Raw genomic sequence first — 24,751 nt, 5'->3', positions numbered from 1 at the left:
AGTTAACTATTTGCATCCTAGTTCGCGCCCCGACCGGTTGCAAATAGTTCGTCCCGAATTCTCCCCAGGGCAGAAAAGCAGACGGTCCAAGCGACGATGGGCTGCGTAACAGCCTCTGCTAGTCAGTTTTCGCCGGATCTATTCCAAGCTTACTCGATCAGGCTCGACAAGTCCCACACGCGGATCGCCCCGTCTCTGCCGCTGGTTGCAATACGATGCTTCCCATGATCCAGTGAGATGTTGTGGACGGTCGATTCGTGGCCGCCCAGTGCCACAAGCTGCTGGCCGGTACCGACGTCCCAAATCCTGGTCAGCCCATCATGCCCGGACGTAACTAAATGCGAGGAATCCTGGCAAAACGACACGCCCCAAGTGTCCCCATGGCTGCCGCTGAGCTCCTTGACCAATTCTCCAGTGGTCGTATTCCAAACAAAGATCGATTTGCCCCATCCGACCGTCGCCAGCAATTCGCTGTCGGCTGAGAAGTCTAAATTGTAGATCGAGCCCTGATGGCCAGCCAACGTTTGACGCTCCTCCAACGTCGCCGCATCAAAAACCCGTACTACTTTGTCGGTGCCGACGGTCGCAATCAATTTGCCGTCGCCGGAGTAGTCCACGCCCATGATCGAACCGACCAGCGTTTTCGATCGCACTTCGCGGCCGTTATCAATTTCGAAAATGTGCAGCAAGCCTTCGCGGTCTCCAGCGACAATGTACGCGCCGTCCGGCGAAAATGCGATTCCGCGCACCGCATTGCTCACTTTCCACTGCCGTATCAACTCAAAGGATTCGGCGTCCCAAAGTTTGACCAGTCCATCATCGCCACTGGTCGCAACCAGCGGACGCGTCGGATGGTACTGCACGGTCCAGATCACGCCACGATGGGCATTGAAGCTCTTCAAAATCTTTTGATTAGCGATGTCCCATAATCGGACCGAGCCGTCTTCGATGGCGGCGATGATTTGATCTTTGCCCGGCACAAAGTCCACGGACCACACTGTCCCTGGATTGCCTGCCAACAAGATGGAAGGAAAGTTGTCCGTGGCCAGCTTGCTGTTGTCGCCATTGCTTGCCAAGCGGTTGGTCGCCAGCCAAACGCCGATACCTGTCCCCAGAAATAGAAGTCCTATCACGCTGACGGCAATCGCCACAACGGCATAGCGTCGCACCTTCGCAAGATAGCTGCCGCTCAAGCGACGCAGATCGCTCGCAGCAACCGACGGTACTTGCAAAGGCGACACGGGACCAAACTCGCCGTAGATCCCTGCAAGGATGGCCGCTACGGTGGCCGCCGACTCGGGACGGTTCTCTGCCTTCTTCTCCAGCAAAGCCATAATCAAGTTCGACAAGTTCTTTGGGATATCCTTGTTCACGCGATGCGGTGGCTCGGGCATTTCGTCCATCACTCGCTTCATGACGCCGATAATCGTCGGCGCTTGAAAGGGCGATCTGCCTGTCGCCATTTCGTACATCACCGCTCCAAACGAAAACAGATCGGAGCGTTCATCCGCGACAGCCCCCACCGCTTGCTCTGGCGACATGTACAATGGTGTCCCGGTAACCATGCCCGTTTTGGTCAGCTTCACATCGTCGCTAGCGCGCACCAAGCCGAAGTCGGTTAGCTTGACTCGATTGGTTTCATCCTCAATCATGACATTGGCGGGCTTGATATCGCGATGGACCATGCCTCGGCTATGCGCGGCCGATAAACCTGCTGCAATCTGCATCCCAACTCGGGCGACTTCACTAGCAGGAAACGGAATGCCGTTGGCCAATTTGGCCTCCAGGGTGGGGCCTTCCACCAACTGCATTACCAGATAAGCGACTTGACCTTCGCTCTCTTTGGCCACTTGATACATCGAGACGACATGTTCATGCGAAATCGCAGCGGCAGCGCGCGCCTCACGACAAAATCGCTGACGCGCAATCTCATTCTTCGCGTACTCCGGATGCAAAACCTTGATCGCCACTTGGCGCTGCAGTTGAGTATCAAACGCTTCCAAGACAACTCCCATTCCGCCGCGTCCAATGATGCGAGCGATCTCAAAATGATCGATCTTGCCCAAGTAGGCGGGATCCTCCGAAGGCTGCAAGAAACTTAACTGAGATGGTTTCGCTTGCGGCCAAGAATCGGAAGTAATATCACCAGCTTGTGATGTATCGCCCGCATTGCGCAGGCCATTGATCGCAGGCCAATAAGCAGACTCGTTGGCTGGCTGCAACTGATCTACGTTCACCACCAACGAGCCCACGTCCACTTCACCCGTGGCGGCTGATTGCAACGACCGCTGGCAGGCCGAGCAGTCGCCAACATGCTCGGTCATCCGCTGCAGTTCCTGCGTGTCGGCAGTTCCCTGCAACAAGTCTTGAATCTCGCCGGGTTGTAGACATCTTTGAGTGGCAATGGCCATCGGATTTTCCTTTTGTATCATGCTTCGACGTTCAAACGATCGATAACGCTGCGCAGTTTGGCCAGCACTCGACTCTTGGCGACATAGACCGCTCCAGGCGACATGTTCAGTCGATGTGCGACTTCTGGGGCGGCTACGTTTTCGATGGCCGTCAGGCGAAAGGCATGCCACGTGGCGGGTTCAACCGTTCGCAGGACTTCTTGCATCGCTTTTGCGGCTAACATCCGCATATGTTCTTTCTCCCAGTCCTGCTCTAAATCATCACTGGTGTTGGCGGTTTGTTGCAACTGCTCATACTGAGCCGTATCGTTTCCAACTGCTCCCCGACGTTTTTGGGAATCGAAATACGTGTTCAGACGATTTCGAGTGATGGTAAACAGCCAAGCTCGAAAGCCACCTTTTTCTTTCTCATAGTCTAATCTCGCGATGGCCGAGCCCACGCGTCGCACGACATCCTGAACCACATCGGCAGCGTCTGCATCCTGCAACCCGCGACTGCGAGCGAACCGATACAGCATGGGGCCATAGTCGCGTAAAAACTCGGACCAAGCAGCATCATCTTTCGCATCTCGCAACCGAAGTAGCAACGTAGCGCGCGTTAAAGGTGAATCAGTCAAATGGCGTTTCCAATCGCAAATCCAGGAACGCTTGCAAACTGCGTGGCTGCATAGCTTGTGTAAATCAAGTCACCGGTCTGGCTTGATTATAACGCGGCCAGCAGAACGTAACCATTCACGAACTTGCGAGTTGTTAACGGGTTTACCCAGGCTTCGTTTAACCGCAAGGCGGTACTACGAGCAGCCTGAAGGCGGTACTACGAACAAGGGCACCCACTTCCAGGGAATACCGGCAAACTCCTCTGCCCTTACATCCAAACTTCTCATTTTTACCAGTTCGCCAAAACGTGGCAGAATCCAGCTTTAACGGCAGATAATGGTTCAGGAACCAGCGGGATGTACGAACAAGTCCGCGTAGCTACTCGTTCACTTGATGCTGGGGCAAGAAAACTTGAAAGTTTTTGCAATTGCCCTCAAAGTTCTCCCAATCGATTGCCGATACACCAGAATGTCGTGTATTGCAGTCAAGCGTTGGGAATGCCGGGGGGCTCGCCAACACTGGAATGCAGGACAAACCCGGGGGGGTTTTGGAACTTTGTCGTAGCAGGTCATCCCGCAAGGATGAATCGGCTAGTGATCGCTAGATCACATTGTTTGATTCGAATCGGATTGAGTCAGACTTGCCGACCACCGCGCAACACCAAGTCGAGTCCCCTGGAAATGAACAAAAAAGCATTACGCTGGATCGCTGGTTTTCAAATCGGAGCTTTGTTGCTGACCGGTTGCCATCCTACGCGTCCTTTCTATCTCAATGACACGGGCGATTTGTCCCATTACCTGGATCGAGCCACCGAGCTGGAGTATCCAGATGTCGCCGTCGAATCATTGCCAGAGGCTTCTCAAGCTTACGCGCCGCTGACCGTAGACAATCATGACTATGAGTTCATGGACATTACGCTGGAAGAATGTATTGCCAAAGCGTTATTGAATACCAAGCTTGTCCGAGCAGTTCCTGGCAGCAATCAAAACACCGGAGATATCGCGACTAGCATCCTGTCGTCGCCATCTTCGCAGTTGACCACAGGCCTAGATCCCGCCATCACTTCCAGCACTGCCAACACGCAGCCGTTGGCGCTGGATAGCAACGGTAACCGACTGCTGGCTCGAGGAGCCGTGCGAGCGAATCAAGTTGGCGGTGTCGAAGACGCATTGTCTGAATTTGACGCACAATACTCGAGCTTCTTGTCTTACAACAAAACCGACCGAGCCCGTAACGTAGCTCCAGACAATCCATTCAATCCGCAGCAGTTCGTCGCGGACGATGTGACGTATCAGAACACCATTAGCAAGCGGATGGCGACCGGGGGCGTGACTTCGATTCGTGCCCAAACGCAATACGGTGCGAACAACATTCCATTGCGATCGGCTGATCCACGTAACGTCGGACGTGAATTTGAGTCCGATTACACTCAGATCATTGAAGTCCAAGTGCAGCATCCTTTGTTGCGTGGACGTGGTGCCATGGTAAATCGCATCCCTGTTGTCTTGGCTCGCATCAATGAAGATATCTCGTTGCATCAATACGAAGAACGCGTACGAAATGTCGTCAAAGAAGTCGAAAACGCGTACTGGGATTTGTACTTCGCTTACTGGAACGTCGAGACCTCGAAGATCGCATATAACACTTCGCTGGATGTATGGCGAACGGTCGAACCTCGCTACAAGCTAGGCGAAGTAGCCGTCAACGCGGAAGCTCAAGCCAACGCTCAAGTCCATCAGTTCCAGTCGCAATTGAAGCTGGCATTGTACGGCGGCAGTCTGCCAGGAGCAGATCCCGGCGTCTTCGGTCGTGAACGTGAACTACGATACTTGATGGGTTGGTCGCCCACAGACGGCCGATTGCTGCGTCCCATCGACAACCCAACGGTTGCTCGTGTGGAATTCGATTGGTGGAATATTCAAGGCGAAGCGTTGCTGCGAAACGTCGATCTGCGTCAGCAAAAGTGGGTGGTCAAACAACGTGAACTTGAATTGGTTTCGGCGAAGAATCAAATCCTGCCCGATGTCAATGTGACCGCGCTCTATCGTTGGCTGGGTGTCGGCAGTGAGCTATCGCGTCGCAGTGGTGGCAACGAGCCTTTTCCATCCGGACCAGCCAGTGCTTTTGAAGAACTGCTGGGCGGTAACTATCAGGAAGCTGCGGTTCGCTTGGAGTTCAATCCCAACGCATTTGGTTCGCGACGCCAATTGGCTTTGGTTCGCAACAGCCAACTGCAACTTGCTCGCGAAGTCGAAGTGCTGCGTGAGAAAGAGTTAGCATTGATGTTTACCTTGAGCGAAAACATTAACTTGATGAATAGCCACTACGAACAAACGCAAATCAAGCTGAACCAATGGGCGGCCAGCGAGAAAGACGCTCAAGCATGGCAAGACTTGCTCGAAAAGGGTGAGAACACCAGCGGCCAAGGTCTGCCTGCGATCCTCGACAACGTACTGCGAGCTCAAGAACGCCGCGCACGTGCTCAACAAGATTACTACCGAGCGTTGGTGGAATACAACAAGTCGATCATTCAAGTTCACTTGTTGAAGGGCTCGCTGTTGGAATACAACAACATCGCGCTGCAAGAAGGTCCATGGGCAGAGAAAGCATACTGGGATGCTCAGCAACAAGCACGTGAACGATCCGCTGGGGTACAGTTGCCTTACGGAGCAAGTCGACCTGGCGTGTTCTCGCTGGGACCCATCGAGCAGTTCATGGGCATGAACACCACTTCAGATGCTTCCGTGAAGACTTCCCTGCAAAGTTTGGGACCTAATGTTCGCAGCCATGGATCTGCGACGCCAGCGGACGACGGTGAAGAGCTGAGGTTTGATAACCGAGGAACTTCCGGCACGGAAGAGATTCCATCACCGATTGAGCCTAAGACAACGCAAACGATGCGTCGATTGAACGATCAAACGCAGGCCGTGCCCGCGTCGCAGTCCACACGTACGGCTCGTGCTAGTGTCGGCAGTTATCCATACTGATAACTTTGAGTGGTTAAGTAACGGTATCTTTGTCGGATTCTAAGCTTCTATCCGACCATCAATTCAGCAGTAGCTGTGAACGAGAAGCAGGGGGACCGTCGCAACGTGGGCGACAGAGGACGCGTTATCGAAAGATGCGGGTCGTCTGTCGCACCACGTTGTGGCATTTTATCACTTAGCCATTCGCCTTTGTGTTCACTCGAACAACATGCGTGATGCTGTCGCAGGTGCTGCCATTGGGCACCTATGGAAGTTTTCAGCATTCAACTATTGGCAAGTCGTGCTAGGATACTGTAGACCGCGGTCTTTGTTCGTAGTACCGGCTTTAGCCGGACGCGCGCCTGTGGAGAATTCAAACAAATTCCGCCTAAAGGCGATATGACAAACCCTTGCTCGCTTCCTTGAACGGGTATCGCGTTTAATCGTTAGGCGTACGCGTTCGATTGGATGTATTCGTTTAACCGTTAGCCGTAGGCGTACGCGGGCTTAGCAGTACCGCTCGATCCAATTGGCAATCGTACGAGGAACAGCACGGCGCAAAGCGGTCTATTGAATTTTTAGTGTGGCACTGCATCCATTTGAGAAAGAGCACTTGTGAGCCTTGAAATAAAGCCTGGTAAGACACGAATTGGTTGGATTGGTACCGGAGTGATGGGAGCCAGTATGTGCGGCCACCTTATGGCTAGTGGTTTTTCAGCCACCGTCTACTCTCGCACGAAATCCAAATCGCAAACCTTGCTGGATCAAGGAGCCGCCTGGGCCAATACGCCTCGCGAGCTAGCGGAAAACTCCGACATCATCTTTTCCATCGTCGGCTTTCCCAAAGATGTCCGACAAGTGCTTTTATGCCCCGAGCAAGGTGCACTGGCTGGCTCGAAGCCTGGCAATGTGTTGGTCGATATGACGACTAGCGAACCATCTTTGGCCGTCGAGATTTACAATACGGCAAAGTCCAAAGGCGTGCACGCGCTGGACGCTCCCGTTTCAGGGGGAGACAAAGGAGCTCGCGAAGGGACGTTGTCGATCATGATCGGCGGCGACCAAGCGATCGTCGATGCGCTGATGCCCTGTTGGCAAGCGATGGGGAAAACCATTGTCTATCAAGGGCCCGCTGGCAGCGGCCAACATACCAAGATGGTCAATCAAGTGCTCATTGCGGGCGGTATGATCGGCGTGTGCGAAGCGTTGATCTACGGTTACAAATCGGGATTGGATTTGGAGACCGTGCTCAAGTCCATCTCGTCCGGAGCCGCAGGCAGTTGGTCGCTGACGAACTTGGGACCGCGGATCATTGCGAACAATTTCGACCCCGGATTTTTCGTCGAACACTTCGTTAAAGACATGGGAATTGCGTTAGCCGAAAGCCGCCGCATGGGGCTGTTCATGCCCGGTCTGGCTTTGGCTGAACAGCTATATCAATCGGTCCAAGCCAACGGATGGCGTCGCAACGGGACACATGCTTTGACATTAGCTCTCGCACAGATGTCCGGCTTCGATTGGACTGAGCGCAGCTAGGGATTTGTCCCGAAATAACTTCCCGATATAGACCGGCTTTCCTAGTTTAACCGCGTGCCCAGCGGGCCGCGTTTGTCGCACTACAAGCGCGGGGCGATGCCCACGCGGTTAAACGAAAATGCGGAAGTTATATCGGGACAGTTCCTAGGACTGTACCAACGGACATCTCTGTCCGTTAAAGATTGTACCAACGGACATCTCTGTCCGTTAAAGACTCGACGGACTTGGAAGTCCGCCGTACGGTACTTCCATTGCGAGCGGCAGCCCTACTTTGATTTTCGCCGACGGCGTTTGGCATTCCGCTGAGCATCGGTGGAGTTCGCCTTATCTGACTCAAGCCGCGGATTGTTGCTTGAGCTTGCAGCGTCGTTGCCATTAGGCTTCTGCATCTGCTTTTTTAGCCAGGGTAATACTTCGGAAAGCTTTTCTGGTGGCTTTGCTCCGGCGAGATTTTGCATGCGACCGTCTGGCCGCGGCTTGGGCGCATCGGGAATCGTCCCACCCTCATCGGTCACCGCGACTAACTTGGCAGGCGGTAAAAATTTCTTAACCAATGTGCGTTCTATCAAGGACCAAATGCTGGAAGTGATAAAGTAGATGCACAAGCCAGCCGGGACACGGAAAAACAAGACCCCCATAAAAACCGTCATGAACATCATGACACGTTGCGTCATCAACGTTTGTTCGTCCGTGGCCTTTGGCATCAAGACCTTTTGCTGCACGATGAACAACAAACAAGTCACGATCGGCAGCAGATTGATATAAGGGCCAAACCAACCGGTTCCCTTACCAGCAAAATACTCTGGCATCCAAGTCGGCCACAGCATCAATTGGTCAGGACCTGCCAAATTACTGCACCAATCCCAGCCGGGGACTAGCGGTTTTTGACGCAGTACTACGTCGGTACTCACCGCGCGGTACAACCCAATAAAGATGGGCAATTGAATAAACAATGGCAAGCAACTGGCCATTGGATTCAATTTGTATTTCTTGTAGATCTTTTGCGTCTCGATGCCGCGTTTCTGCAAGTCATCTTTGTACAATTCGTTGATCTTCTTTAGCTCGGGAGCGATCTCCTGCATGCGTTGGCCCATGATCGAAGCACGCCATGAAAGCGGGAACATGCAAGAACGAACCAGCACCGTCAACATCATGATCGCGATGCCATAGTTCTGCACCAGCATGTAAAAACCATGCAAAATCGACGCCAGCGGTTTGGCAACCATACCAAAGATTGACCAGCCATAATAAATCGTGTCGGACAATCCATACTGCTGCAGCAATTCCGGATCTTTAGGGCCCGCAAAAATGCGATAGTTCGCGACCATCGGATTAATTTTGGTCACCTCGGCCGTTGGGCTGTCAAAATAGAAGCCGACGTTCATCGCAATGTCTTTGTAGCTCTGAATCGCATCCGCTCCTTCGACGTCCGCGATCGCCATCGCAGCGCTGCGGCTTAAGTCGAATAAGCCATTGTTCGCACTCTTGGGTGGCAGGAAGGCAGAGACAAAGTACTGCGAGTCGATTCCTAAATATCGCAAGTTCCGCGCTGCTTCGCCGTCGCCTGTGCCGAGAATAGGTACGTCTTTGTCCGTTGCTTGCGATTTGGCAGCCGATTCAATGCTGTAGCGAGAGAACAGTTCGTGCGTCCCTTCCTGGCGAGCAACCACCACGTCACGCGCACCCGCAGCGCTAAAGCTTGTGCTTTGCTTGACCGAATACCACCAGCCTTCCAACGTCAGGCCGCTCAAACCCTCTTGCCGCACTGCAACACGGTGCAACTTGTCGCTATTGTTGCGAATGGTCGTCGAATAGTCGAAGTCATAATTACCTAGCGGGTTGGAATCATCAAACGGCTTGAGACGATAGCTTTTGATTAACGTCAAATCGGCGTCGATCCCTGCACCTACCAAGAATGCTTTCAGCGGCAATTCAAATTCAATCGCCTCGCCATCGGCCGTGATCTTCGCTTCCCAGTTTCGGGTCAGCAATTCATCGAGACCTTCCATGAAACGCTTGCCCTCGCGAATATTCAATCCATCGATGGACGCGATAGTAGTCAACAGCGAGCTGCGTTGTTCATTGCCGTTCACTTGCTCGGCTGGATACCGATTGGTATTGCGTAGAATATCCAGTGGCTGCTCAATCAGTTTCAAGTCGAAAGCGAGCTTCGTCAGCTCCGGTGCAGCCGCTTGTTCCAGGAAAACTTCGTCAATCTGCTCCGCGTCCACTTCCGCGTTGGCGTCGGGTTTAGCTGCAGCATCGACCGGTGCAGGCGGTGCCGCTGGTGCTGGTTCAGCATTGCTTTTCAGTCTCGCTTTCGGGTCAATTTTCCGGTCGGAAGCGTCTGTGGAAAAATTTGGGATCTCAAAAGCGCGTTCGTTGATAGGCTTGGCGACTGCCAGCGTTAGCCGTGGTTCGCTGGGCCGCAGCACAGTAAAGCGGACTGTTTGGCCCGCATCGAAAGGCTTCATCGCCGCATGATAATCGCTCAGGGAACGAATTTTGAAGCCAGCGACGTCGACCAGCACGTCACCGACTTGCAGACCGTCAGGTAACGCCGGGTTCGTACTGTTAGCGAACTGAGCGGGCGAGCCGGGGGGAACCGCGCCAATCTTGAGGCCATCGGCGACCATGTGAAAAGCGAGATAGCCGGGGTAGCCACTTCGATTGTCCAGAGAACGATAGGTGAAAGCACCTTTTGCATCCCGCTGGACCAGTTCGATGCGATCGAGCGCCGCGCCGCGATTGGTCAGTGTGATCAGCAAAGGCCTTTTATCCTCGGCCGACAATGAGCCTAAAGTAAAGTACTGCAGGTCCGGCTCCGGTGGCAACGCGATATCCGAGTCTGCCAGGGTCGCTGCCAGCCGCTTCTTGGCCTCTTCTGCAGCTTGTCGCTCTTCAACTTCCTGCAGCTTGGCCTTCAGTTCATCTTCTTGTGCGCGCTGACGCGCTCGCTGGGTTTGCAGGTTCCATAAAAAGAACAGGCTGGTCAGCAGCATAAACCAAGCTAGAAACCTTCGATCCACTGTTTATTTGTCCGATTGTGATAAAAATTGAATTGCGAACCAGACGGCGAACCCGAACTGTCGGAAATCGCACCATTGTGAGTCGTTGCGGTAAGGTTGGCTAGACCAAAGCAAAAGGCAGAAATCAGCATTTTTGCCAAACCCAGCCAGTTTTTTGGCTGCTAAAGAGCCTAACTTGCCCTAGCCGCTTCAAAGAATTCAACTTTCGCCGTAATCTATTGGCTTACCGGTGCCGAGTCCCGAACACATTCCGCTGCGTTACTTTACCTCCCCGACAGCACGGGTTCCTATTATCCTTCGAATTAGCTTCTGAAAACTTGAATATGTCGCTACAGATTTTCATCAACGGCAAGTTTTACGCCAAAGAAGACGCCAAAATCAGCGTCTACGACCATGGACTGCTCTACGGAGACGGCGTTTTCGAAGGCCTGCGCAGCTACAGTGGCAAAGTGTTCCGATTGCACGAACATCTCGTGCGGCTGTACGAATCCGCTCGCGCGATCATGCTGACCATCCCCATGACAATGGACGAGATGGCCGACGCCGTCAACGCAACTCTCAAAATCAACAACCTCAGCGATGCCTACATCCGCTTGGTCGTTACGCGAGGCGCAGGGGCCTTGGGCCTCGATCCCAACCGCACCTCGGACCCTCAAGTGATCGTGATTGCCGATTCGATCGCGTTGTATCCGCCCGAATTGTATGAGAACGGTTTGAAGATTATCACCGCCAGCACGATCCGCAATCATCCAGCGGCTCTCAGCCCCCGCATCAAGTCGCTGAACTACCTCAACAACATCCTTGCGAAAATCGAAGGGCTCCAAGCCGGTTGCAGTGAAGCTTTGATGTTGAACCATAAAGGCGAAGTGGCGGAATGTACCGGTGACAACATTTTTATCGTCAAGAATGGCGAACTGTTTACCCCCCCCAAGGATGCGGGTATCCTCGAAGGTATCACTCGCAATGCAGTCCTGGATTTGGCCAAAGAAGCTGGCATCACGACCTATGAACTGCCGATGACTCGCCACGATGTCTTCGTTTGCGACGAATGCTTTTTGACCGGCAGCGCGGCGGAAGTGATCCCCGTCGTCGAAATTGATTCGCGACCCATCGGCAGCGGCAAAGTCGGTCCCATGACGCTGCAATTGATCGGCGAGTTCCGTCGGATGATTCGCCGCTAACGTCACTAGGTCACTGCGCAATGCAGTACAGAAAAGAACAATGGCTCAACAAGTACCAGCCGATGTACTGAACACTTTCTCCAGGACCATCGCGGCGGGCTTGCTGATGCTTGCCTTTGTATTCGGCGGACACTATTTGGATAAGTGGCTGGGCACTAGTTTTTTAGTCATCGTCGGCATTATGGTCGGCATGACCTTGTCCATTACCGTGATGTTGATTCACTCCAAGCTTTCTGAGTACGAAAGTTCCATCAAGAAAGTGAAGCCTTTGCCACCAGAAATTGAGGTGGACGAAAGGATTGACGGCAAGGCCGATCCGGACGCTTAAACTGGTTGCTTCGTTAGCACATCATTTTGCATCCGCCAGATGACTGCACGTTGCAAGTGACCTAAGGCTATGTGCCAAGTTCTTTGCCGTCATCGCTTCTGGTAGTGGAGTCGCCGCGACGAAGGAACATGGCGCGAAACAGCTCATTGCAGCGTTCCATACCTTCGGGCGTAAGCATCACGGACTTTGCTTTGCCAACGGGGTCATGGATCATGCCCTTATGGTGCAGACGATCCAGCGCGTCCCAATCGTGCCCTTTCCAAGCTCGATTATCACCGCACTGCGTTAACCACAGCAAAGCCAACACAGCTTCGTCAACCTTGTTAGTATCGATGTCTTCCGCATGGATCTCCGAATCGCCATTCATGATTTTGGTCTACTATGGATCGGGGCAAATGGAGTGGTGCACGGCTGAGGATTTCTTGGCTGATTATCCGGCGACCAAATACGCAGCGTGATATATTAGCGAAATGCCCAACCCCTACGAGCCGCCGACAAATCAGATTCAGCCAACAGAGGCCCCACGTCCTGAAGCTAGCAAGTCAGACTGGTGGGACATCCCCGCAGTATTTTGGTTTGTGTCGTTGGTCTGGTTCCTCTCTTTTTGGATCTTTGGCAGCAATGTGTTTCCAGCCTGGCTTGTGGTCAGCATCTCGGTTGTGTTGGTATTGTTCGCTGCGATCGTGATTGCCATCTACATAGTTCGGCTGAGGCGAGTCCGAAGAGGTCGTTTGGAATCCTCGACACATCAGGGCAAAGAAAGTGCATCATGATGAGAGTTTAGAAGAGCTGTTTCCAACGAGTGGCGTTGCCCTCTTCGACGAGTCAAAACACCAACAAAATCGATAGGTCACCAAAGGGGCGGCGCCCTTGATGAAGCCATCTTTCTGAGGCCCATGCATTGAACCAACCTAACCTGGGGTTGTTTCCGGCCTATCGATTAGCGGACAACGTTAGCACGCCTCATAAATTCACACCATTCATCTAGCAGGCCCAGCAGGACTCGAACCTGCGACCTACGGATTAGAAATCCGTTGCTCTATCCAACTGAGCTATGAGCCCGAAGCATTCGAATTCTAGCCTATGCCGATACGATCGCAAAGCTCTAGTCGCTCCGGTTTACTTCACCATCACGCTCGACCAAAACTCCCAAACTCCCTCGCTAGAGCGTGTTCGTCGCTCGCAAAACCCACCTAATGGGATTCAAGATCGCTTTCGGACGCGTGGCCTGTTGCAACTGATTGAACTGACGAATATAATGTTTCGAGTTGCGACCTGCATTTAATCTTCCAATTCCAGCAGCACGGACCACTTGCCTATGTTCCACCAAGCTCCCTCCAAGTGTCTCGCCCATCTCGTGTTCCTGTTGACTGTATGCCTCCTGGTTCCGTCCCTGTCAGCCCAAGAGCTAATCGTCGCACCTCCAGATGCCCCTATGTATCAATTGTCTAACATCCGCTCGCAGTCGGATGGCTTCGGACGGTCAGGCATTACCTTCGATTATTCTCGCACTCGTGAAGGCTCAGGCATTATCGCCATCGGTGCTCGGGGCCCCAACGGCAGCACTCAAGTCCTGGGTGCTTCACTGCCCAACCCACAATCTGGCTCCATCCAACTGACCTCTATGTTCAGTGCCTTCGGCGACGGTACCAAAGATCTAGAGGTCTTCTTTACGACCAGTGTGACCTGGGCCGAAACACTTTCCCGCCAATGCCTTGTCTCCAACACCATCCGCATTGGCAACCCATCCGGGTCAACCTCGGCTCGCGCATGGAATGAGGAAGAAAAAGCTGCTTATGAAAAACATAAGTTGGGCTCCAAACCTCCCGCATCGCTTCCACCTGATCATGTTGCCGTCGACCAGTATACCCTGATGCGACCAGGCGTTCCCGTTATGATGGGTCGCTATGGCCAATGGGTAGAAGCGGAAGTCATCGCGTCGGATGGCAATTCGGCTACCGTTCACCTCCGTGGGACCACACGCAATCTGCGTACACCCAAAGCCGGTTGGCTGGCAATCTCTAAAGAAACTCTCAAACGTTTGGAAGCAAATCCCAATCAGTTTACTACCAAGATTCGCGTGACTCCTAACGGATTGCTCACGATTCCCGATGACGCTGTCGCTCTGCCAGATGCGGTTGAACTGGTGGAGGGGATGCCTGTACTGGTCGAGCGAGCGGGCAATTGGTTAGAAGCCTACATTATCTCGACAACAGGTATCCATGTCGCCTCTGATTCCACTGATATGTATACCTCATGGCCATACAAGCGAGGTGATTTTGCAGTCGCCAAATCCACGTTGGATCAATTAAAAGATCCAACAGCGTTGGCCGAATTCAAGAGTCGAGCAGAAGCATTGAAAGAGAAAGCTAGTATCACTTCGTCGCTTGGCACGAAGCGTCGAACATGCGATTATCCAATTCGCATCGCACTGCCGCCCAAGACAAAGAAACTGCCTGAAAAACTGTTGCTTGAGAAGGGTACCGTGTTGTTTGCTTGCTGGGGTTCGAAATGGTATGAGGTCTACGCTGTGGACGATAACGGCGATGGTACATTGCATATCCATTGGAAGGATTGGCCCTCGGACTCATGGGATTGCAATATCAAGCGTGAGAACTTGATCATTCAAGACAAGACGATTGCTCTACTGGCAAAATCGAAGAAGCCAAAACTAGGAGCCAGCGACGACGATGAAGACGTCGGCGACGCAGGTGCGGTTCGGACGTGGTCCGATCGCTCAGGGGCGTTCAAAGTCGAAGCAACTTTGGTCCGCCGAGAAGGCAGCGAGGTAATACTGCGCACCGACGCTGGCAAAGAACTGAAGGTCAAAGTAGACAAGCTAAGCGATGCGGATCAAGCGTTTCTCAAGACGGTCCCGGAAGAAGCCGAAAACCCCTTTGCTCAATAGCTGCCCTTCCATGTAGCGAGTGGATGGTAGCAGTACGACGCACATGCCGTTCTGATCCTCTAATTTAAGAAAAGAACTAAGCCGAACTGCTATCGCCACTCTGAATGGAAGAGCTGGACTGCTTGGGCCGCTCCAATTGGGATTAAGTCGCGTGAAGCAGAGCTTGCACAGCTTGGCCAATATTCGATTGACGCATGAGCGATTCGCCGACCAAGATGGCGTCGACATGGTGGCTCTTCAAGTAGCGAACATGTTCGTTGGTAAAGATGCCACTTTCGCTGACCACGCAACGATCGGCCCCGATTTCCGCTCGCAAGCGAATCGTATGGTCCAAGTCGACTTCAAAGTTGCGCAAATCGCGGTTGTTGATGCCGACAATCGGGCAGCCTGTGGCCAGCACGCGAGGTAAGTTTTCGGGTTCATACAATTCCATCAGAACATGCATGCCCAACTCTCGGCTGAAGTCATACAGGTCCTGCAGTAACGATTGCTCCAAGCATTCGGCGATCAGTAGAATCGCGTCTGCCCCGGCCGCTCGAGCTTCGACAATTTGATAGCGGCTGATGATAAAGTCTTTACGAAGCAGCGGGATGTTCACTTCGCGGCGAATGTTCTTCAAATACTGCAGCCGTCCTTTGAAGTGCGGCTCGTCGGTCAGAATACTGATCGCAGCAGCTCCATTGGACGCATAGGCAGTGGCGATGGCAACCGGATCGAAGTCCTCGCGGATGACTCCTTTGCTGGGCGAGGCTTTTTTGACTTCAGCAATCAATCGCATGTCGGCATGGCCATGCAACGCGGCGTAGAAATCTAAAGGTGGCGGAACATCGGCAATAGCTGCTTGCAGTTCTGCTTCGAAGATCGTCGCCCGATTGCGTTCAACTTCCAGTTTTTTATCCGCGATAATGCGATCAAGAATGGTGGTCATGCGGATTGGCTGATTAGTGCTTGAAGTGTCGTTTGCCGGTGAAGATCATCGGGATGCGGTAGCGGTTGCAAGCTTCGATGACCTCTTGGTCCTTGCGTGAACCGCCTGGTTGGATGATCGCGATGATACCTGCTGCGGCGGCAATGTCGATGCTGTCGGGGAAAGGAAAGAAGGCATCGGACGCCAGTACGCTGCCTTGAGCACGATCCCCTGCTTTTTCAATCGAGATATGCACACTGTCCACGCGGCTCATTTGGCCAGCTCCCACGCCGACGACGGCAGCATCTTTTGCCAACAGAATAGCGTTGCTTTTTACATGTCGGATCATTTCCCAAGCGAAAGCAATATCTTCCCACAACGCATCGTCGACATGTGTATCGGTGACGGTTTTCCAGTTCAGTGGCGAAGCTGGCAGGTTGTCGGCTTCTTGCGCCAGCAGTCCACCGGATATTAAACGATAATGGGATTCGGCCTCTCCATAGGGCATGGGTCCCACCGCAATCAGTCGGACGGACTCTTTCCATTTCGGCTTGGTCGTTAAAATTTCCACTGCTGCTGCATCGAATTGTGGAGCGACTACCGCTTCGATAAAACGGCCTGCTTCGCAGATAATCTCTGCGGTTTCTGCATCGACGGTCTTATTGAAACCAATGATGCCGCCGAAGGCGCTCAGCGGGTCTCCGTCTAAAGCTTTTCTTGCGGCAAACGAAAGCTTGTGCGCCCAAGCGGCACCGCAAGGGTTGTTATGTTTGATCACCACTGCCGCAGGGCTGGCAAAGCATCGCACCATGTTGAGTGCGCTGTCGAGGTCGAGCAAGTTGTTGTACGAGAGTTCTTTGCCGTGCAACTGTTGGCCATGGACGACCGATGGCCCATGGTAGCTCGCGGTGCGATAGACGGCTGCTTGCTGGTGCGGGTTCTCGCCATATCGCAACGATTGGCTTTTCTCCCATTCCAGCTTCAAGGTAGCGGGGAACAGATCCGCTTTCGAAGTCGCGGGAGTGGCCGTCATGTAGGCGGCAATCGCGGCATCGTAGGCGGCGGTTGCGGCGAAGCAATCGGCCGCCAGCGAGCGGCGCAACGGCAGCGTCAGAGCGCCGTGTTCTTGCAGTTCGCGTTGAATCGGTTCGTACTGAGCTGGATTGACGCAGACCGCCACGGAAGCAAAATTCTTAGCTGCCGCACGGATTAAACTGGGGCCACCGATATCGATTTGTTCGATCGCTTCAGGTTCGGTGACGTCCGGTTTGGCGATCGTTTCACGGAAGGGATATAAGTTGACGATGACTAAGTCAAACGTCTTCATACCATGCGTTTGGACCGCTTGCATATGATCGCCATCGTCACGCTTGGCCAGAATGCCACCGAAGATTTTCGGATGTAGCGTCTTTACACGACCATCCATCATTTCGGGGAACTGCGTGTATTGGGCGATGTCGATGGCGGGTATCCCCGCTTTTTCTAAGTGTTGGCGAGTGCCACCGGTGCTGTAAATTTCGACGCCGCTGGCGACTAAATAATTTGCGAATTCGATGAGCCCGGTTTTGTCGCTGACACTAATAACTGCTCGTTTGACCGACAGGAGATGAGAGTCCAACGAAGTACCTCTATGAAATTCCGTAGTAATGATAAGACCACAACCCGTGGTGGTCGGCTAATTCCTAATGTTGGGCGAAGGGCAAATCGCTCGCCGCTCAGCCGACTTTAGGTTCAGTTTTGACTTCGCATATCGTTGCCGACAAGCGAACTTCCTTCAAGGACAGATACGGGCGATCAAGCCGCAATTCTTGGCGATTTATGTACTTTACCGCGCCGGCCAGACAGACTTTGCAGTACTAGCGGACTCCACTGGTACAAATGACTATTCCCTCGCTTGCCACACCGCTCGCTGGCACCGCAGCGAACCAAGACATACGCAATTTGTTGAGCAAACCAGCGATCGATGGTTAGTTGCGAGGCGAGAGCCTGCGTACAGAACGGCGCTGGGCCAGCGATTGACGGGTCCGATTTCTTCGACGCCCAGTCCAGGTGCAACAAGCGGACCAAGTCCAGCGGCGTTTGTAAGGTGAAGGAGTCCTTTTTTTCGTCCAACTGGATATCGTGCAGCGTGTACTTCTTTCGCCGACGACTGGATTTGGGACGATCAAAGCGGAACTCGCTAACCTTCACTAGCCAGCATTCCAGCATCACGTTGGGATGTGGGAAACAGTTGGTAAAGTGGATTAACTCTTGGAAGATCTGAAGCGGCGAAGTGCGTTTAGGGCTCTTTCGGCTGCGTAGGACCGTTTTGTGTTTAGGGTGCAGTGTGATGATTTGTCTTTCGACAGGGATCGGTTTGATGATTCGCAAGGTTTGCGATTCTCGCAGATCCAAGACCTTGTTTCGCAGAGCTCCCAGCGGTCCGTGCTGGACCTCCACCAGTCGGTTTTGGCTGTCGATCGCGTCGATCCGATAGCTGTCGATGGCGACTTCGATCCACGCTTGGTCGCGAGCGAGCTGCCGCTTGATGGATTGGTGAAGCGAAGTTTCCATGGGACGACCGATCGAGTCGTAGCTGTCGTGTTGCGAGCTGACGAACTAGGCGGCTTGTTTGGCTTTCTTTCTCAGTCGAGGGGGGGGCTCGCGCCAGCGTCGATGGACCCACCAGTACTGATCGGGATCTTGACGCACGCCGATTTCCAGGCATTGGTTGTACCAATTGGTGATCGCTTCCACGCCGCGCAGGCGAGGATCGTGGGTGCTGCGAGGATCGATAGAGTCAATGGCTCGCAGTTCGAACTTCAAAATACCGCTCAGGCGGCGATTGATGCAGACCATCATCGGCGCGCCGCTGGACAGGGTAAAGAGCGCCAAAGCTTTGTGGCAGGAAGCGGGGTGGCCTAAAAAGTCGACCCAAACGCCGCGTGAGCCCGCTTCTTGATCAGCCAGCAAAGCGAGCGTAGCGCCCGTATCGAGTAATTCTTGGACGGCCGCCGCGCCGCTGTGTTTGGACAAAAAATGCTGTCCGCCGGTCAGTCGAAACTTAGTGAGATAGTTGTGGACATACGGGTTGTCCAGTTCGCGAGCGATCGTGGTGGAAGGCAGCCCGAACACGCCGTTAACAAATCCTGCTAATTCAAAATTCCCCAAATGGCCGGTAACCAGCAGTTTGGGGCGGTCGTCGAATATGAAGGAGAGCAATTGCGGGCGATTGCGGATACGAAAGTGCTCGTACCAGTTTGTGCGGTGAATTTTGCGTTTGGCGATCGCAATTTCGCAGATCAGCCGGAAGAGGTGCAGCCACATTTGCTGCTGTACCTGCTGGACTTCACCGCGGCCCCATTTTGGGAAAACTCGATTTAGATTTTCGCGGATCAGCCGTTGACGCATTCGCAGGGGGCTGGTGAAGATCTTGGCCAGTAAGTGGCAAAAGCGATCAGCTCGCTCGGGTTCGACCGATTGGACAATGCAAACCAAGATCCGCAATGCGAGGTAAGCGCAGAAATCGAGCGATTTAAAGCGTTTCTTTTTGGGCGAGTCGGCACTTTCCTGCATTTCGAGCACGCGCGGCGGTAGGGGCAAAGGGGCATCGTCGATGGTTGGTCGCAATGGTCGTGAAGACGGCCCCTGAGGTCCAGACCAGTTTTTGCATTTGTGGGGAGCTTTATTGGGAAACGTGTCGAGCTGAATGGAACTTTCTGCTTCATAAAGTCGTCTCAGCGGCGGCTAGTTTCGTTGACACACCAATAGTCGCAACTAGAATCGAACCCGATTCGCTTTCATTTTTCTTCCATTTAATTGGGTCTAAGTACTGATGGCCAGCCCTCTCAATAAACTGTCTATAGCACTATCGAATCGCAAAAAGTTGAAGTCCTATTTGCGAGGAGACAGTAAAAAGGCCAAGGCATCGCCCAGAAAAGTGGGCGTTTTAGAGCAATTGGAAGATCGACGCTTGCTGAGCGTGACGCCAACTTCGGATATCTCCATCGCTCCTCGTATTGGTTTGCAAACGGGGAAATTCATCGATCAAGCGGCCTACCAGCGATACTACGATGCGATCATTAGTCGCGAAAATTACGGCGGCGCGATTCCCGAGTATCCAAGCGGTTACGGCAATTCGGCTCAGGGCCTCGACCAGCCTGTCTTGGTTACGGAAATCGAACCCAATAATGCCAATGGTTCGGGGCAGTTACTGCCGCTGGACTCCTCCGATCCAGACCGAAGGCAGGTCATCGTTTTGGGGACAATGCAGAACACGGTGAATTTCAACGACGTCGACCACTACACATTGAATCTTCGTGGCGGCGATATTTTTGACTTGCAGTATTTCAGCCCCACCTTCACTTTAGCGAATGTCGAGTTGGTTGATGCTCAGGGGCGGTTGTTGGTGACCTCCTTTGGTTCGTTGGGTCAAGGCACGGCCTACCCGATCGACAGTCCTCTATCGACTGACGGTTTGATTTCTTACGCTTATGTGATCCCCACGGACGGAGTCTACCAGTTGCGTGTTGGTGGCAGCATTGGGCCTTACGAAGTTCGCATGAAGCTGTTCCGCAATCCTATTGAACAGCAGCCGATTGGCACCGTGCCCGAGTTGTTCTTGGATTTCGATGGTGCGTTTGTTGACCGTACTGAGTTCGGTTTCACAGGTCCATTTTCAGGACCGATCGCCACTATGCCTAGCATGGCCGATACGCTGCGGCCATTCGGCTATACCGACGCGGATATCAATGAATTGATCGATAAAGTCGTTGCCAGAGTTCAAAAAGATTTTAACGCCATGATTCCTGTGATGGGGGCAAACGGCGACTTCGTCAATGATGGAGTTCCTGGAAACTTCGCGCTGCGAATCACCAACAGCCGCGATCATGGCGAGCGCTGGGGGCTGCCCAACGTCACACGCGTGGTGATTTCCGGCAGTTACATCAATTTCTTCGAGGATCCGGCTCTTTTTGGTGTGGTAGGTATCGCGTCAAGCATTGACGTGGGTAACTTCAAACTGGAAGAGACTGTCATGACCTTTGGCGGTGACTTCTACAACCTCGGGATCGTGCAATCGACGCTTTTGAGTCCTTCGGCAAACGAAATCGATGTGCTGGCCGCTTACATTGGAAGCACGACCACCCACGAACTTGGGCATTCAGTTGGTTTGTGGCACATGAATCCGTTTAACAATGTGCTTACGGTGATGGACCCATTTGTGGTCAACGAAGCTGGCCCAGACAACATTTTCGGGACGGCAGATGATATTCAGTTAACGTTCTTGCCTGACGAATACCGAATTGCCTCGCCACTGTTACCAGGGGTGCCAGGCGAGTTTCTGCTGGGGCGTGAGAACCAAGCGGCAACCGTTTCGCATGTGCTTGCGTCGGGGATGCGAGGGGCCACGATCAATGGCTTGGTATTCAACGATTTCAATCAGAATGGAACTCGACAAAGCGGCGAGTTTGGAATTGCCGGCGCGATTGTCTATGCGGATCTGAACAACAATGGAACCGCGGATATAGGTGAACCGCGAGCGCTTACGGGTGGCGATGGGAGTTTTTCGTTGCGAGCTCCTGCTGGACGTTACTTCGTGCGTTCCATAGGGGTGGGAGATTTCCGACCAGTGGGTAATGGTTTCGAGGTCAATGTCGGTTTGGACCAAACCGTTAACAATGTAAGCTTGGGACAATTCGTCGCGAATCAGCAAATTACCGGCTACAAGTGGCTAGATCTAAATGGAGATGGCGTTCGTGACGAGAATGAGCCTGGCATCGCTGGCGTTTATATCTATGCGGATCTGGACGGTGATAATCGCCCAGACTTGTTTGAGCCAGGTGCGTTTACGCGAGCCGATGGATCTTATTTCCTGGCCGCTCCAGGCACGGGCAGTTATGCAATTCGCGAAGTGCTGACCCCTGGTTTCATCCAGACCTATCCGTTGAATCAAGAGCGTGAGCATTTGGTAGATGCATCCACGCCACGACCGCTAGCCGGATTTAACTTCGGCAATCAGCCAGCTCGAGATTGGGGTGATCTGCCTGCACCTTATCGTACCACCGCCGCGCAAAACGGTCCAAGCCACGGTTTAACGCCGGGCTTGTCTTTGGGAGCACTGGTCGACATTGAGCCAGATGGAATACCCAGCATCGATGCCTTAGGGGACGACAATTCTGGAGTGGACGACGAAGATGGTGTAACGTTGGTGACTCCGCTCGTTGTTGGTTCAACCAATAACCAAATCATGGTAAATGTGACCAACACATCCGGCACGACCGCTTACCTGCAAGGATGGATGGACTTCAACGGGGACGGGGATTTCGACGACCCGTTTGAAAACATTATTCCAAACCGAATTGCGGTCTCTGGAGTTTACACCTTTACGATTCCAGCCGGATCAATTGTTGGAAATGTGTATGCTCGTTTCCGATTGAGTTACACGTCTGGACTTGGTCCAAATGGCCCTGCCGACACTGGTGAAGTCGAGGATTATCGCTTCCAAACGTTATCCGATTTACGGTTCACCAATCCCGACTCGTACCGCGCTAATCGCAATTCAACTTTTGCCAACAATGTGTTTTCGGTTCTGGACAACGATCCTGTCCGACAACTGGAAGGCTTCACCGCCAGAATCATTGGAGCGACCAACGGTACCCAAGGCGGACAAGTCACATTCACCAATGACACGGTCTCCTACCAGCCAGCTAATGGATTTGTTGGTACGGAGATTTTCCGTTATACGGTCGAAGTATCCAACGGGGCTGGGATAACCAGAACGGAAACGGAAACGGTAACCGTCAACGTGAACTTCTTCTTCGATCAACTGCAAGCTATCGATGATTCCTTTGACGTTTCGGTAAACTCACCTGAGTTGAATTTGAACGTATTGGCCAATGACGTCGAAGGACAAGCCGGCAGTTTGTTAGTGCAAACGGTTAGTTTGCCAAACGCTGGCGGAACAGCGAATCGGTCACCCAATGGACGCCAAGTTATCTATCGGCCTGCTCAAGGATTTGAAGGCACCGAAACGTTTACGTACACGGCCGTCGACAGCGAAGGCAACACGTCGACTGCCAAAGTAACCGTGCATGTACTGCCGGGCGATCGCGATAATGACGAAGTCTCCTTCTCGCTGAACTTCCGTAATGCGGCTGGCAATCCAGCAGTTCAAATCGTTCAAGGCCAGTCGTTCTTTGTCGATGTCTTTGTGGAAGACCTGCGAAGTCCTGCCACCGCGAATCCTGGCGTTTTCGCTGCGTATCTGGACCTATTGTACAATAGCAATCTCGTTCTACCTGCCGCACCTGCCGCGGGTAGCCAGTTCGATTTCGACGTTAGTTTTGCCGATCCGTTTGTGGTCTTGCAAAGTGGCGATTCGCAACTGCCGGGCCTAATCAATGAACTTGGTGCTACCGCATCAAACATCGCTGCACGCTCTGGCCCAGTGCGATTAGCGACGCTGAAGTTCAATGCTCGTACCGCTGGCTATGCGACGTTCTTCCCGAATCCGGCCGATGTTTCGCCAGAAAACGATGTCGTGCTGAACGATAGCAATGGTACCGCTGTGCCAGGCGTTCGACTGCGATACCTGAAAAAGACGATCGAGATCATCGCCAATCCAAACGATTTCCCTCAAGCTGTCGATGATTCACCAACGGGCATTTTCGCAGTGAATTCATCGCAGAACATCATCCGTGTTTTGGACAATGACATTCGCGGTGCGAACGGACCTATTCAACTTGTTCGCGTCACGCAACCAGCCAATGGTTCGGTAAGCATAGATAGTCGTGGCACTCTGGATCCGTCTGACGATGTGATTCGCTTCAATGCGGGTAGCACTCGCGGCATTCACACTTTCACCTATACCATTATCGATGCTGTCGGTTTCGAATCGACGGGTACCGTGACAGTCCAAGTTGGTAACTTGGATTCTGACGCCGAAGTTGAATTGCTTTTGGAAGTGACCGACTTGGCGGGCAATCCGATTGACCGCATCGGAGTGAACGAGCAGTTCCAATTGCGAGGCTATGTGCAAGACTTGCGAAACACATCAGGAGATCCCGGAGTTTTCGCAGCTTATCAGGATATTCTCTTTTCCAATCGTGATTTAGCCGTTGTCAACCCACCGACCAACACGACCAATGCACCACGTGGCTTTGACGTGAATTTCAACTTCCCAGGAGCCGTATATACTCAGAATCAATCAGGTGATGCTCGCGTTCCGGGCATTATCAATGAGATTGGCTCTCAGCAGCTTGATACAACAGGTGCTGGATTGGGCAGCGGCCGAATCCTACAATTCATTGTAACGCTTACCGCTCGCGGGGCTGGGACATTGACGTTTATTGGAGACCCAGCCGACTTGGTTCCGAACAGCGATACCTTGTTCTACGATGTGGTTGCTCCCGTCAGTACGACGCGAATTCGCTACACCGACACAACCATTACCATCAGTGGGGGGAGCTCGACGCGTACTGCGGGCGAAGGATTTACCAATCAGTTGAACCCGTTGGATGTGAACAACGATGGCCACGTGACCTCATTGGACGTGCTGGCCATCATCAACCGTCTCAATTCGCATGGATCTGGTCCATTGTCGCCTCCGCTTCAAGGCCAAGGCGAAACTGCATCGACACAACCGCGTCGCTTGTACATTGATACCAACGCTGATGGTTTCATCAGTTCGCTGGACGTATTGGCAGTGCTCAACTTCCTGAACCTTAGGAACCGCTTGGGACTGGGAGCTGGGCAAGGCGAATCGTCGCCCACCACGCTCAGCGACCAAGCTTTCGCTGACGCTTTCGCATCCAGCGAACTTGATTATGCAATCGATGCTGTGGCTGTCGATGTCGATTCAATTAAGAAAGCCGGCACACGGATCTAAGGTACCTTAACATTCGCTGCAA

General features: G+C 53.0%; 15 protein-coding genes and 1 tRNA gene. 7 read left to right on the top strand and 9 right to left on the bottom strand.

Annotation, left to right across the window (positions count from 1 at the left end; all coding sequences use genetic code 11):
* Window positions 1-149: 149 nt before the first annotated feature.
* Window positions 150-2,411 carry a WD40 repeat domain-containing serine/threonine protein kinase gene (locus SH302x_RS22000; protein ID WP_479364885.1) on the bottom strand — a complete coding sequence of 754 codons (2,262 nt, stop codon included), beginning with the start codon at window positions 2,409-2,411 and terminating at the stop codon, window positions 150-152.
* 17 nt (window positions 2,412-2,428) lie between these two features.
* Window positions 2,429-3,028 carry an RNA polymerase sigma factor gene (locus SH302x_RS21995; protein ID WP_479364883.1) on the bottom strand — a complete coding sequence of 200 codons (600 nt, stop codon included), beginning with the start codon at window positions 3,026-3,028 and terminating at the stop codon, window positions 2,429-2,431.
* Between the two features lie 660 nt (window positions 3,029-3,688).
* Here SH302x_RS21995 and SH302x_RS21990 point away from each other — a divergent pair.
* Together SH302x_RS21990 and SH302x_RS21985 are read left to right on the top strand one after the other, a co-directional pair.
* On the top strand, window positions 3,689-5,995 hold the full coding sequence (locus tag SH302x_RS21990) for a TolC family protein (RefSeq protein WP_479364882.1): 2,307 nt from the start codon (window positions 3,689-3,691) through the stop codon (window positions 5,993-5,995).
* A gap of 594 nt (window positions 5,996-6,589) precedes the next feature.
* Window positions 6,590-7,510, top strand: coding sequence for an NAD(P)-dependent oxidoreductase (locus SH302x_RS21985; RefSeq protein ID WP_479364880.1), 921 nt, complete (start codon window positions 6,590-6,592; stop codon window positions 7,508-7,510).
* A gap of 266 nt (window positions 7,511-7,776) precedes the next feature.
* Here SH302x_RS21985 and SH302x_RS21980 read toward each other — a convergent pair whose 3' ends face one another.
* Window positions 7,777-10,539, bottom strand: coding sequence for a YidC/Oxa1 family insertase periplasmic-domain containing protein (locus SH302x_RS21980; RefSeq protein ID WP_479364878.1), 2,763 nt, complete (start codon window positions 10,537-10,539; stop codon window positions 7,777-7,779).
* Window positions 10,540-10,862: 323 nt separating this feature from the next.
* On the opposite strand from SH302x_RS21980, the gene ilvE reads away from it, so the two are divergent.
* Window positions 10,863-11,720 (top strand): branched-chain-amino-acid transaminase, encoded by an 858-nt coding sequence (gene ilvE / locus SH302x_RS21975; protein ID WP_479364876.1) that lies wholly within the window; start codon window positions 10,863-10,865, stop codon window positions 11,718-11,720.
* A gap of 40 nt (window positions 11,721-11,760) precedes the next feature.
* On the top strand, window positions 11,761-12,048 hold the full coding sequence (locus SH302x_RS21970) for a hypothetical protein (protein ID WP_479364875.1): 288 nt from the start codon (window positions 11,761-11,763) through the stop codon (window positions 12,046-12,048).
* A gap of 67 nt (window positions 12,049-12,115) precedes the next feature.
* Here SH302x_RS21970 and SH302x_RS21965 read toward each other — a convergent pair whose 3' ends face one another.
* Complete coding sequence (locus SH302x_RS21965; protein ID WP_479364873.1) at window positions 12,116-12,415, bottom strand: DUF6429 family protein; 300 nt, start codon at window positions 12,413-12,415, stop codon at window positions 12,116-12,118.
* A gap of 103 nt (window positions 12,416-12,518) precedes the next feature.
* Between SH302x_RS21965 and SH302x_RS21960 the strand changes: the two genes are divergently transcribed.
* Window positions 12,519-12,821 carry a hypothetical protein gene (locus tag SH302x_RS21960; protein WP_479364871.1) on the top strand — a complete coding sequence of 101 codons (303 nt, stop codon included), beginning with the start codon at window positions 12,519-12,521 and terminating at the stop codon, window positions 12,819-12,821.
* Between the two features lie 215 nt (window positions 12,822-13,036).
* Here SH302x_RS21960 and SH302x_RS21955 read toward each other — a convergent pair.
* A tRNA-Arg gene (locus SH302x_RS21955) sits at window positions 13,037-13,110 on the bottom strand.
* 373 nt (window positions 13,111-13,483) lie between these two features.
* Between SH302x_RS21955 and SH302x_RS21950 the strand changes: the two genes are divergently transcribed.
* Entirely contained in the window at window positions 13,484-14,956 is a 1,473-nt protein-coding gene (locus tag SH302x_RS21950; protein WP_479364870.1) for an SHD1 domain-containing protein, read from the top strand.
* Between the two features lie 142 nt (window positions 14,957-15,098).
* On the opposite strand, the gene trpC is transcribed toward SH302x_RS21950, so the two are convergent.
* The 4 genes from trpC to SH302x_RS21930 form a co-directional block, all read right to left on the bottom strand.
* On the bottom strand, window positions 15,099-15,884 hold the full coding sequence (trpC, locus tag SH302x_RS21945; protein WP_479364869.1) for an indole-3-glycerol phosphate synthase TrpC: 786 nt from the start codon (window positions 15,882-15,884) through the stop codon (window positions 15,099-15,101).
* A 13-nt stretch (window positions 15,885-15,897) separates the two neighbouring features.
* On the bottom strand, window positions 15,898-17,481 hold the full coding sequence (gene purH, locus SH302x_RS21940; RefSeq protein ID WP_479364868.1) for a bifunctional phosphoribosylaminoimidazolecarboxamide formyltransferase/IMP cyclohydrolase: 1,584 nt from the start codon (window positions 17,479-17,481) through the stop codon (window positions 15,898-15,900).
* A 176-nt stretch (window positions 17,482-17,657) separates the two neighbouring features.
* Complete coding sequence (locus SH302x_RS21935; RefSeq protein WP_479364866.1) at window positions 17,658-18,416, bottom strand: DUF8091 domain-containing protein; 759 nt, start codon at window positions 18,414-18,416, stop codon at window positions 17,658-17,660.
* 45 nt (window positions 18,417-18,461) lie between these two features.
* Window positions 18,462-19,445 (bottom strand): lysophospholipid acyltransferase family protein, encoded by a 984-nt coding sequence (locus tag SH302x_RS21930; RefSeq protein ID WP_479364864.1) that lies wholly within the window; start codon window positions 19,443-19,445, stop codon window positions 18,462-18,464.
* Window positions 19,446-19,677: 232 nt separating this feature from the next.
* Between SH302x_RS21930 and SH302x_RS21925 the strand changes: the two genes are divergently transcribed.
* Window positions 19,678-24,729, top strand: a complete 5,052-nt coding sequence (locus tag SH302x_RS21925) for an Ig-like domain-containing protein (protein ID WP_479364862.1) — start codon at window positions 19,678-19,680, stop codon at window positions 24,727-24,729.
* Window positions 24,730-24,751 lie beyond the last annotated feature (22 nt).

Source organism: Njordella calcicola (assembly GCF_056494125.1).
The sequence above is the reverse complement of the archived record's forward strand: the minus strand, read 5'-3'. Positions and strand labels throughout refer to the sequence as shown.

Bases quoted from the DNA above. Each gene is read 5' to 3' on its own strand.
- SH302x_RS22000 (WP_479364885.1), bottom strand. From the start codon at position 2,411: ATGGCCATTGCCACTCAAAGATGTCTACAACCCGGCGAGATTCAAGAC.
- SH302x_RS21990 (WP_479364882.1), top strand. From the start codon at position 3,689: ATGAACAAAAAAGCATTACGCTGGATCGCTGGTTTTCAAATCGGAGCT.
- ilvE (WP_479364876.1), top strand. From the start codon at position 10,863: ATGTCGCTACAGATTTTCATCAACGGCAAGTTTTACGCCAAAGAAGAC.
- SH302x_RS21970 (WP_479364875.1), top strand. From the start codon at position 11,761: ATGGCTCAACAAGTACCAGCCGATGTACTGAACACTTTCTCCAGGACC.
- SH302x_RS21965 (WP_479364873.1), bottom strand. From the start codon at position 12,415: ATGAATGGCGATTCGGAGATCCATGCGGAAGACATCGATACTAACAAG.
- SH302x_RS21960 (WP_479364871.1), top strand. From the start codon at position 12,519: ATGCCCAACCCCTACGAGCCGCCGACAAATCAGATTCAGCCAACAGAG.
- SH302x_RS21950 (WP_479364870.1), top strand. From the start codon at position 13,484: ATGTATCAATTGTCTAACATCCGCTCGCAGTCGGATGGCTTCGGACGG.
- trpC (WP_479364869.1), bottom strand. From the start codon at position 15,884: ATGACCACCATTCTTGATCGCATTATCGCGGATAAAAAACTGGAAGTT.
- SH302x_RS21935 (WP_479364866.1), bottom strand. From the start codon at position 18,416: ATGGAAACTTCGCTTCACCAATCCATCAAGCGGCAGCTCGCTCGCGAC.
- SH302x_RS21925 (WP_479364862.1), top strand. From the start codon at position 19,678: ATGGCCAGCCCTCTCAATAAACTGTCTATAGCACTATCGAATCGCAAA.